The sequence below is a fragment of the Flavobacterium sp. genome (assembly GCF_040379285.1).
Classification (GTDB): domain Bacteria; phylum Bacteroidota; class Bacteroidia; order Flavobacteriales; family Flavobacteriaceae; genus Flavobacterium.
This window is the reverse complement of the sequence record NZ_JBEILJ010000074.1, coordinates 1-8,657: the sequence shown is the minus strand read 5'-3', so window position 1 is coordinate 8,657 and position 8,657 is coordinate 1. Positions and strand designations below refer to the sequence as shown.

The following is an 8,657-nucleotide window of genomic DNA, read 5'->3' as shown; positions in this document are numbered from 1 at the left end:
TTATGAGTTATGAATTATGAATTATGAGTTGAAAGTAACTAACTCTTCTCAAGGCTAGGAGGCTAGTCACTAGTTACTAATTACTAGTCCCTACTTCAGCTTCTCGTTATTGTGATGGCGATCGTGGTCACGTTTTGTTTTCAAGTCCATTTTTTTATCAAATGCGGCTTGCAAATCGACCCCTGTTTGATTGGCCAAACAGAGGACGACAAATACGACATCGGCAAGTTCTTCGCCGAGATCTTTATTTTTGTCACTTTCTTTCTCCGATTGTTCGCCATAGCGGCGTGCAATGATACGGGCTACTTCTCCGACTTCTTCCGTGAGTTGCGCCATATTAGTGAGTTCGTTAAAATAGCGAACTCCATGATTTTTTATCCAATGATCGACGTCGAGTTGGGCGTTTTTTAGGTTCATGATTATTTTTTTACCAAGACAATTTTCTCTGTCTCTTTTGCAACGACCAAGGTAAAAAATTCTTTAAGTTCGAGATACTGTTCAGCTGGAATTTCTGATTTATTTAAGGATAATGTAGTAGTAATGACTAGCTGATTGGGTTTTCGTTCAATGAAAAAACGAAAAGAACCTGTATCGTTGGACATTTTAAACACTTTGTCGACAGGAGCTGATTCCAATTGAAATTCAGCAGGATATGAAAAAATCACCGTAGTCATTTCCCTTTTTGGATACGTAAAATTCACCGGGTATTGACGGTTTTCAGCCGTAAACCATGGGATTGTATGCGTGTTAAACAACAAGGGGTCAACATACCATTTTTCGCCTATCTTTTCTACAAATTTATCAGTCTCAAATGAGAAAACCTCTTTAGCAACGGCCTCTTCACTTTTGTTTTGAATGTCGTGTTTGTTGATGACAATATTTTTGAATTTATTTTCTCGATTTCTAATCCATGTTTCTCTATCCATTCATTGTGAATCGGCCATGACATCACAACAATCATAATTCGTAAATTGAGCTACACAATCTCCTTTTAAGCCCTTATCTTCCTGCCAATTCACCTGAATATTGTAGAAAGAGATGGAGGGTGTTTTGGGCGTTAGACTCACTTCTTCAGAGGTGCCGTTTTTACGAATTAATCGCCCTTTTTCGTTAAGTGCATGAACAGGAAGTAAGGTAGTTTTGCCTGCTTTTTGAGTCGCATCCAAAAGGAGTTGCTCGCCATCAAGATTTACAGCGGTGATCACATAATTGAATTTGGAATAGGATGGAAACGAAACAAATCCATTTTCTCTTGTGCTTAAAAGAACAGGATGAGCATCAATTCCAGCTTGCGTTAACATTGCTGTTAGGATTAAATTGACATCGGCTACATTACCATTTCGTTTGTTATAAGCTTCTTCGAGTGATTGACTCGTATTATATCCCATTTTCCCGTTCCAAGCGATTTGCTTCTTGACCCATTCAAAAATGGCCAAGGTCGTTGTTCGAGCATCCATCTCCTTTTGAACAATTCGGTCTAAATCTGATAAAAAGTAGGATGTTTTTTGTAATTCACCACCAAAAGAAGGATTACTAAACACCGTTTTTACCACATCATCCCATGTTACAGCAATCTTTTTTTGCGGTTGATCGGGGAATTGAACGGATTCTAATTCAAGGCTAATCTTTGCATAATAATCATTGCGATTTGCCGTAAAAGGCTCATTTTTTAAGGCAGGAACATCCCATTGCTCTAGTTCGTAGACCGCCGTTTTAAAATTCAAAATATAATCGCGTTTAGCACGTGTTCCTTCAATATAAGCTGAATAATTGATAGAACCATCCCCATAGTTGGATTGCATTGGAATATCCACAAATCCAGAGCGAATAATTTTGTAGGTATACAGCAAAGGCAATTCCATTTTTAAATAGGCTTTACGCACTGGAATATCAAATTGGTATTGAAACAAGTCGATAGTCTGGATATCTTCCGAACGAATTTCGTAAGTCAGCTCAATAATAGAGCCTGGTTTGACGCCAGGAAACGTAATCAATTTTGTTTCCCAAAACTCGTTTGTCTTTTCCAACAGGACTCCAGATGAAGTCACTTTTTGTTTTTTTACTTTGCCTTCTTCTAGATTGTATGAATACGCTTTGAGGTTGACAATGCGGTCTTTGTTCAGCTTTTTATAGCCAACGTAATAGGGAATTTTCACATCAGCCCATCGAAGCCCTTCAGTCTTGTAAATCTTTATTTTCTGTTTATATTCGGCTATATACGAAAAGCCGTTTTCGGCCGAATAATCAAATCGCAGAGCACACGTTGTAAACAAATACGCCGCCGAAGCTGAAGAATCTACAGAACAAAAGCGCTCTTCTAATTCTTGTTTTGTTACCTCGTTTAACTCGAATTTTTGGCCAAAACAAAGCGCCGTAAAAGAGAGAAAAAGAAGAACAGCGCTATACTTTTTTAAGTACAATCTTCTCATTGACTTTATCTACAATTAGCTTAAAAAACTCTTTTAAACTCTCGTATTCATCAGGAGGCATAATAGCTGTTTTTATCTCCAAATTGGTTTGAATCACGAGTTTGTTTTCATTTTTAGTAATGGAAAAACTGAATGTCCCGTAATTTTTATCCAATCCGAGAGCCATGTTCTCGGGTAAGGTTTCTACAGTATACCCTTCGGGCAGATTAACTATAATCATTTGCTTTTCGCGAAATGGAAATGAAAAATCTATTGGATATTCACGGGTTTCCTGTTTGAATGGATTTTCATCCAAACCAAGGTGAAATAACGGACGAACAAACATTTTTCCGCCAATTACTTCCACACTATTGGTACTCTCAAAAGAATATTTTTCCACCAAAGCTTCACTCACACCATTATCGGACAATTCAAACTCGGTCACTTCAATGCCGGTATAATTTTTTTGCAAGCGTTCGATTTGCGACTCTTTGGATAGTTGACGGTAACGGTCGCGAAAACGCAAGGCACTATAGTCGACCATTTGATTGCGCACTTTACCCGAAACTGTTCCATCTGCGGCTAAATCGATAGCGGCATTTTCTTGATTTAAGGAGACCATTTTGGGCATTAAATCGACTAATTCAGCCGTTCCATCATCGAGCAACATCCGACCATACCAATTCAAATCCCGTAACGGTAATATATCGGGACTGGCATACTTACTGGTCGCATCTAAAAACAAAACACCTCCATTTCTTTTCACTCCTACAATGACTGCATTATAGGCATTAAAACTTGGATACATGGCAATACCGTTGGCACGAGTACTCAACAAAATAGGGTGTGCGTTAATTCCAAGATGACGTAACATTCCTACCATCATCAAATTAATCTCGGCGTAATTTCCTGTTTTCTCTTCATAAGCTTTTCGCACGCCTTTGTCGGTAAAAATACGATAGGACTCATTCCAATTCATACGATTTTGCACGTATTGAAACACCATAGCAATTTTTTCATCATCGGTTGTCAAACCTTCTACCAACTTGGTGAGATCGGCCTCAAAATAACCCGTTTTTCGCATCTGAGGTCCAAACTCTTCATCATCATAAATTTTACGGCATACATCTTCCCAAGTTTTGGCGTAATACTGATAGGTACTCTGCGGCAACATAGTAGAAGCGTGCTCATGAATGAGGGTCGAACGATAATTACTGATATTATTGACAAACGATTCTTCTTTCATGGCGGCAACATCCTTTACCTTATACGTAATACGATTGTCAAAATATTCAAAACGATTCCCTACAGAAAATGTAACCGACCGATTCACCTTTTCTTGGGCTATATCCAAAATTAAGGCCCCACGATAGTGATTGTTAAACTTATAATATTCGGGGATGTCGACTACATATTCACAATAGTTTATAGGAACATCATATTGAAAATACCAATCCCGAATGTTGGAGATAAATGGGGATAAAATAGAATATTTATATTCGATAATACAGCCTTCTTTCACTGCTGGCATCGACAGTTTCTTTACTTTGGTATTTTTATTGACCTGTTCTGTAAAAATATTTTCAGACTTCGCTTTGGTTTTTTCGATTTGTCCGTTAACCAAGTTATAGGTCACCGCTTTGGTGAAATCTACCTGTTCCCCTGGACCTGAATTGGGGGCATAGTGATATAATGAAAAATTGGCTTTCTCATAAGCTTCCTTTTTATATATTTTAATCTTAACACTTACTTCAGTGATCACATTAAATTGCCCATCCGTTAGTGTAAAATAGGTTCGGCCTTTTTTAAACAAAATAGCTGCACTCGCCGAAGTATCTTTGAGATGCACTTTTTCTTGCAATTCAGCTTGGGTTACTTCACCCAAATCATACGATTGTGCAAAACCAATAGAAAAAAAGGCCGTGCAAACAAAACAAATTAAAATTAAACGCATTTTCATGGCTATTACGATTTAATGAATACAATTTTAGCATTATCGGCTCGGGCGATTTGTTCCCGAAACTTTCGATACAATTCATAGGATTCTTTGGGATACTTGCCTTTTCGTAGTAAAAAAGTACGTTTGACCAATACCTCTTTCTCTTTTACAGTCACGGTCATGGAGTAACTTCCAAAAGTATCTTCTAATTGCACTGCATCGGGTAACACATCTACTTTTAATCCCTCGGGAATTGTAAAAGTAAATGTATCTTCATCGTAGAACCCTCGGGTTATTTCAACCGGATTTTTTCGATTTCGATACCGTGCGGGGACTAGTACACTTTGATTAAAAGGGTTCACATTGACCAAAATCATATTTCCTGAAGGCTTTGCATAACCTAAAGCAGAAATTTCGAGTTCTTGTGTAAACTGAACTGTTTTTTTATCATTGGTTAGTCGACATTTATCAACCTTCAAGTTATTAATCCAACTGAAATAGGATTTATAATGCTCATCCAGTTTGTCTTTGGGTTGCCCTTCTAAAGCACTCGCTTGGTCGTATTGAATTCCCGTACTGACTATTTGAAGTGACCCTTTAAAATCTCCTTCGGGAGTAATTTGAAAAGATCCTTTGCTAAGTTGAGTGCTTTTCTTTTCCGAATAATTTTGTGTACGAACCACCTCCCCTTTATCAGGTTTTATCAACAAGGCAAAGCGATCATCCGTAAAATCTCCTTGAAAACCAAAGGGCACCGTTTGACTCGTACATTCCATAAAGGTATACCCACCTTTTCCATCGGGCATAGCTAAAACGGCATGATTTCCTTGCATGCCCACAAAGTCGGGCGTAATATCAAACTGTTCGTCACCTCCATAAATTATGGTGTAATACGATTCTATTCCCACCGCCTGAAGCAAGGCACGGGTATAATTGGATAACGCTTTACAATCGCCATATCCCAATCGATCAACATCTTTGGCTAACATGGGTTTCCAACCTCCGATACCCAATTGTACACTCACATAACGCGTGCGCCCTTGTACATATTCATATATTTTTCGCGCTTTTTCAAGAGGATCTTTGCAATCGGCGGTCAATGTTTTAACCTTAGCGATTGTCTCCGGACTTAATTCGTCGGTACCTTTTAAAATGCCTTCATACATCCATTTCCCAAAATCTGCCCAAGTATTCACTTCTCCATCAACACCCTCCAATGAAAAGCGATTCAAGGCAACGCGAACCTTAGGGAAAATTTGATCTGTATTAGGCGCATAATCTTCTCTTTTTTCTGCGGGTAAATTTTCTACCGCGTAAGATAAAACGCCTTTCTGGTCGGTTTTGGTTATGGTGCGACCTTCAAAATTCTCTTCTTTAATCCTAAGCGTTAAATCCTCAGGATATTTGTACGTTACTGACGATTTTTGAATGGACGAATAGTAATTTTCATAGGGGCTCCACGAAGCAATAAACGCTGTATTTATGGTTTTAAGCTCGGATTCAAAAACAAATGTGAGCGGAAACTCCGTTGGGGTATAATCTAAAAAAAGGACACGATTATCTGTGAGAAGTGAAAATCCATCAGCTACACTTTGATCGGTAAAATCACTCTTTTTAAATTTTTTTATCTCCATCCCCATGGCATTATATACCGTGAGCTGAAGTTGAATAACTTTTTCCGAAGGACTATACGGAAGATAAGCATCAATATGGTCTTCTCCTTTTTTATTAAAAATGGTAATAACCCGTTTACGGCTGATGGTGTAAGACTTGGATGATGTAATATTGACTACAATATCATCCGCACGAACAATACTATTCGCAGATTCTTTTAATGCATCTGGAACTGTAAGGGCGGTGTAATTTGGATTTTGACCGAAAAAAAATTGGGTTACCAACAACAGTAGGAGTAAAGGCTTATACATCACGAACTAATTTTTTCCAAATATATTTTTTTTGGAAAAAATTTACAAACAAAATTTACAATTTATTTTGAGTATCAATAAATATCGTCACCGGACCGTCATTGAGTAAGGCAACTTTCATATCGGCACCAAAAATCCCTGTGCCCACTTTTTTTCCCAATTCCCGTTCCATCGCCAACACAAAGGCTTCGTATAAAGGAATCGCTTGTTCGGGTCGGGCTGCCTTAATGTACGAAGGGCGATTGCCTTTTTTGGTCATGGCATGTAAGGTAAACTGACTCACCACTATACAATCCCCTTGGCAATCTTTCACTGATAGATTCATCACCCCCTGCTCGTCGCCAAAAATCCGAAGGTTAGCAATTTTGGACGCCAACCATTGCACATCGTCCATTCCATCGGCTTCTTCTACACCCAACAAAATCAATAAACCCGTTTGAATTTCAGACACTATTTTTCCATCAACGGTAACCGAAGCTTGTGTGACTCTTTGAAGAACTGCACGCATAGATAAGAATTATGAATTTTAAATTATGAATTATAAATTTTGAGTTTTGAAATTAAAATTGAATTTTGAAATTGAATTTTGAACTAGCCTCCCAGCCGCCGTAGAAATTCCACCAATCACGATTCAGCCCCGAAGTTTCGGAGCTAGTCACTAGTCACTACAAACTCTTACGTTCCTCCGCATATTGGTCTCCGCGGTACTGTTCGTCATCTCCGGCTAAAATTTGTAAATAGCTACGGTAGCGCGACCATGCAATCGCATCGGCTTCTAATGCTTTTTTCACAGCGCAATGAGGCTCTTCTTTATGTAAGCAATTGTTGAACTTGCACGATTCTTTTAACGCAAAAAACTCAGGAAAGTAATCGCTTACTTCTTCGGGCTCCATATCGACCACGCCAAAACCACGAATACCAGGAGTGTCTATAATTTTTGTCCCGAACGATAAATCAAACATCTGGGCAAATGTTGTCGTGTGTTGCCCCTGTTGATGGGAATCCGAAATCGAAGCGGTACGTAAATCCAACCCTGGTTCCAACGCATTGACCAAAGTCGATTTCCCTACCCCAGAATGTCCCGAAAACATACATACTTTATCCACCATTAAAGCTTTAAGTTCCTCAAGACCTTTGGCTTCCAAGGCCGAAACACGTAAGCAACGGTAGCCAATCTGACTGTAAACATACTGCAAATACAGTTGCTCATCCAATGCTGCATCGTCATAAGTATCTATTTTATTGAACACGAGAACCGCTTCAATACCATAAGCCTCAGCAGTTACTAAAAAACGATCAATAAAACTGGTCGTTGTTGTAGGATTATTGATGGTTATCAGCAAAAAAACAACATCTACATTAGCCGCAATAATATGTACTTGTTTGGACAAGTTGACCGATTTGCGGATAATATAATTTTTTCGATCGTGAATGGTGTGAATTTGTCCTATGGTTTCATCAGTCGACTGGTCTAGGTCAAAATCAACGCGGTCGCCTACAGCAATCGGATTGGTACTTTTGATGCCTTGGATGCGAAATTTCCCTTTTATACGACAATCGTACAGCGCTCCCGTATCCGTTTTTACCGTATAGTAACTACCCGTCGATTTGTATACCCATCCTGTCATGCTACAAAAATAAAACAAAAAAGGCACCGAAGTGCCTTTAGTATTTTGAAATAATGCGGAATTAGTATTTGTAAGCCACTCCTTTTTTGATGACCTGTGAGCCTCCCAATTGGTTGGAATTAGCACCAACAGTTGCCTTGTCAGCAGTCAATAAAATAAAAGGACATCCTAACTTAGCGGCTTCTATTTTTAATTTTTTCTCTGCTTTTTTATCTCCTGTGTTTCCTGTTTGGAAGTTGATCAATCCTGTTTTTCCACGCACTTCTTCTCCTTTTTTCAAACCAGAGATGTACGCTTTGTCTTCTAAGATGACCACTTTTTCCCAATCGTCTTCACCGTTCACTACAATTTTCTCTGTAACTTCTTCTACACGACCCGATTTTCCGTAAACGATTTTTTCAATCGCATACTTACTAACTGTATTTTCTGCATCCTCGCCATCATATTTGAATACGATGGTGTACTCTTCTAATTTAACTACTTTTCCGGTAATCACTTCACCGTTGTGCTTGTAAATTTTGTCTGCCTGTGCTGATACGATGGAAGTGATCAGGGCAAATAGTAGAACTAATTTTTTCATGTTAAATAATTTAGTGGTTATCGAACGCAATATTAAGAAATTATTCTGATTTAAACACTTTTTCTTGATGCGCTATACTTTCTTGGTGAATGGCCTTAAAGAACTGAACGATAAACTCTTCGCTCAAGCCTCGCTGCGACCCCTCTTTGACCATACGTTCCAAGATTTCATTCCAAC

9 protein-coding genes are annotated in these 8,657 nt (G+C 38.6%); all 9 read right to left on the bottom strand.

All coding sequences use genetic code 11. The features are described 5' to 3' along the window. Positions 1–90: 90 nt before the first annotated feature. Positions 91–417 (bottom strand): nucleotide pyrophosphohydrolase, encoded by a 327-nt coding sequence (locus ABWO12_RS11570; RefSeq protein ID WP_073361473.1) that lies wholly within the window; start codon positions 415–417, stop codon positions 91–93. A 2-nt stretch (positions 418–419) separates the two neighbouring features. Next, entirely contained in the window at positions 420–926 is a 507-nt protein-coding gene (locus ABWO12_RS11565) for a DUF3858 domain-containing protein (RefSeq protein WP_353089108.1), read from the bottom strand. Further along, on the bottom strand, positions 927–2,429 hold the full coding sequence (locus tag ABWO12_RS11560; RefSeq protein WP_353089107.1) for a DUF3857 domain-containing protein: 1,503 nt from the start codon (positions 2,427–2,429) through the stop codon (positions 927–929). It abuts the gene before it with no gap. Beyond that, on the bottom strand, positions 2,401–4,368 hold the full coding sequence (locus ABWO12_RS11555; RefSeq protein WP_353089105.1) for a DUF3858 domain-containing protein: 1,968 nt from the start codon (positions 4,366–4,368) through the stop codon (positions 2,401–2,403). Before ABWO12_RS11555 ends, ABWO12_RS11560 begins: the two co-directional genes overlap by 29 nt. Positions 4,369–4,373: 5 nt before the next feature. Next, entirely contained in the window at positions 4,374–6,272 is a 1,899-nt protein-coding gene (locus ABWO12_RS11550) for a DUF3858 domain-containing protein (protein WP_353089104.1), read from the bottom strand. Between the two features lie 55 nt (positions 6,273–6,327). Then, positions 6,328–6,780 carry a D-aminoacyl-tRNA deacylase gene (gene dtd / locus ABWO12_RS11545; protein ID WP_353089103.1) on the bottom strand — a complete coding sequence of 151 codons (453 nt, stop codon included), beginning with the start codon at positions 6,778–6,780 and terminating at the stop codon, positions 6,328–6,330. Positions 6,781–6,937: 157 nt separating this feature from the next. Next, a complete protein-coding gene (gene rsgA, locus ABWO12_RS11540) occupies positions 6,938–7,900 on the bottom strand; it encodes a ribosome small subunit-dependent GTPase A (protein WP_353089102.1) in 963 nt (320 codons plus the stop codon). A gap of 61 nt (positions 7,901–7,961) precedes the next feature. Further along, the gene (locus ABWO12_RS11535) at positions 7,962–8,480 is read right to left on the bottom strand and encodes a hypothetical protein (RefSeq protein ID WP_353089101.1); all 519 of its coding nucleotides are present in this window, start codon (positions 8,478–8,480) and stop codon (positions 7,962–7,964) included. A 40-nt stretch (positions 8,481–8,520) separates the two neighbouring features. Continuing rightward, positions 8,521–8,657 (bottom strand): chorismate mutase (locus tag ABWO12_RS11530; protein ID WP_353089109.1); only part of this gene is annotated, 137 nt, incomplete at its 5' end.